The 2,190-nt window shown below is 60.6% G+C and carries 3 protein-coding genes; all 3 read left to right on the forward strand.

Going from position 1 to position 2,190, the window contains the following annotated elements; translation table 11 throughout:
• The coding region (locus tag WA989_RS03020; RefSeq protein ID WP_424339046.1) for a hypothetical protein at nucleotides 1-598 on the forward strand (598 nt) is incomplete at its 5' end.
• Between the two features lie 133 nt (nucleotides 599-731).
• Nucleotides 732-1,235, forward strand: a complete 504-nt coding sequence (locus WA989_RS03025; RefSeq protein WP_424339047.1) for a tellurite resistance TerB family protein — start codon at nucleotides 732-734, stop codon at nucleotides 1,233-1,235.
• 102 nt (nucleotides 1,236-1,337) lie between these two features.
• On the forward strand, nucleotides 1,338-2,190 hold an 853-nt coding region (locus tag WA989_RS03030), incomplete at its 3' end, for a vWA domain-containing protein (protein ID WP_424339048.1).

Raw genomic sequence — 2,190 nt, forward strand, 5'->3', positions numbered from 1 at the left:
GTATGAAGACCGCACACTCTTTCCCACACCGATTCAGGAGCGTCAGCGAGAAGCGCCGCAGGATGTAAAGACGGGTCTTTCGGCCGCAGGCGTGCTCATGGTCGCCGCCGTGGCCGCAGCGATTGCAGGCGCGATTGTGTGGGCCGTGCTGACCTTTGCCGGGCCGCAATCGCCTGGCTCGACCGGCCCGAGCCCCGAAATGGCCGAGCTGCGGCAGGAGAATGAGCGCCTCGCCTCGATCATCCAGAATTTCGAGGACCAGAATCTCGCCTCTGAAATCAATGGCTACAAGGAACGCATCGCCGAGCTGGAAGCGCAGGTGCGCAATTATGGCTCCTATGGCGACCTCGCCTCGCTCGAGCAACAGATCGAACAGCGCAAGCAGGAGATTCAGCGCCTGGTGGCCCAGCCGGAACGCCAGCGCATGCCGGCAAGTGCCAAGGCGATCCCCGAGCCGGAAAATGACACGGTCTGGGTGGCACGCGTCGAATCCGAGCTCGAAGACTATCTCGACGTGCTCGAAGACCGGGTGGAATGGGTTGCCTCCTGGCCGGCCCGCAATCCGCTGCCGCCCTGCTCTGACCCGGAGAACTGCTAGTGGGCACCGGCCGGGGGCGGCCGGATTAGGAATACCAATTGAGGACGAAAAGGCGTAATGTGCGGTCTGTCAGATTTCTGCTTCCCAGCGACGCCAGACCGCCGCGCGAAACCAAGTGATAGGGACTGATACAATGAGTGATGTGAAAATCCTTTTTGGAAACGAGACTGTGACTGAGAAATCAGAGAACGCCTTTCCGGACCTGAGCAAGCTTGAACAGGAGTTTAACGAGAACAGCGAATCCGACTGGACGATTCCGGAAGCCTTTCTCTGCCTGCTCCTCGAAGCGGCCTTCGCCGATGGCAGCCTGGCCCCTGAAGAGCGCGAGGAAATCGCCGCTCTCGTGCATCGCTCGCGCACCATGAAGCGGCTCAGCCCGCAACAGATGGCGGCGGTGAACCAGACGGTGAATGAGCGGATGCGCGAGCGCAAGGAAGGTCTGCGGGAGGCCTGCACGGCCCTGCCGCATGATATGCGCCTGTCGGTCTTCGCCCATTGCGTCGACATCGTCCTTGCCGACCGCCAGCTGCGCGAATCCGAGGAAGACTTCCTGGTTCGTATTACCGATCTGATGCAGCTCGACGCGGAAATGGCGAGCGTGATCCGCCGCGTCATGCTGATCAAGAACCGCTACTAGGCCGGTCAATTCCGCCCGAATTCAGCGCTTGCGCCGCGTCAGCCCTTGGAGATGGCTGGCGCGCACGCTACCTTTAGGGGCAGACCCAGTGGAGACCTGCCCATGTTCCTGAACTTCTTCAACGAATTGCGCCAGGCGAAAGTCCCGGTAACGCTCAGGGAGTATCTCTCGCTCCTCGAAGCGATGGACAAGGGCGTGATCGATATGGAGGTCGAGGACTTCTACTATCTCTCGCGCACCGCGCTGGTGAAGGATGAGCGCAATCTCGACAAGTTCGACCGCGTCTTCTCCCACGTCTTCAAGGGCCTCGACACGATGCAGGACGCTGTCGACGTGCAGGACCTGCCAGAAGAGTGGCTGCGCAAGATGTCGGAGAAATTCCTCACCCAGGAGGAGATGGACGAGATCGAGGCGATGGGCGGCTTCGAGAAGCTGATGGAGACGCTGAAAGAGCGCCTCAAGGAGCAGGAAAAGCGCCACGAAGGCGGCAACAAGATGATCGGCACGGGCGGCACCTCGCCCTTCGGCGCGAACGGCTACAATCCGGAAGGCGTGCGCATCGGCCAGGAAAAATCCCGCCACCGCCGGGCCGTGAAGGTCTGGGACAAGCGCGATTTCAAGAATTATGATGACAGCGTCGAGATCGGCACGCGCAACATCAAGGTCGCGCTGAAACGCCTGCGCAAATGGGCGCGCCAGGGCGCCGATGAAGAGCTCGACCTCGATGCGACGATCAGGAACACCGCCAAACAGGGGTATCTCGATATCGAGATGCGGCCCGAACGGCGCAATACGGTTTCGGTCCTCCTCTTGATGGATGTCGGCGGCTCGATGGACCCGCACGTCAAGGTGATGGAGGAGCTGTTCTCCGCAGCCAAGTCCGAGATCAAGACGCTTGAATATTTCTACTTCCACAACTGCCCGTATGAAGGCCTCTGGAAGGACAATCGCCGCC

It is taken from the genome of Henriciella sp. (genome assembly GCF_049649345.1).
Lineage (GTDB): Bacteria > Pseudomonadota > Alphaproteobacteria > Caulobacterales > Hyphomonadaceae > Henriciella.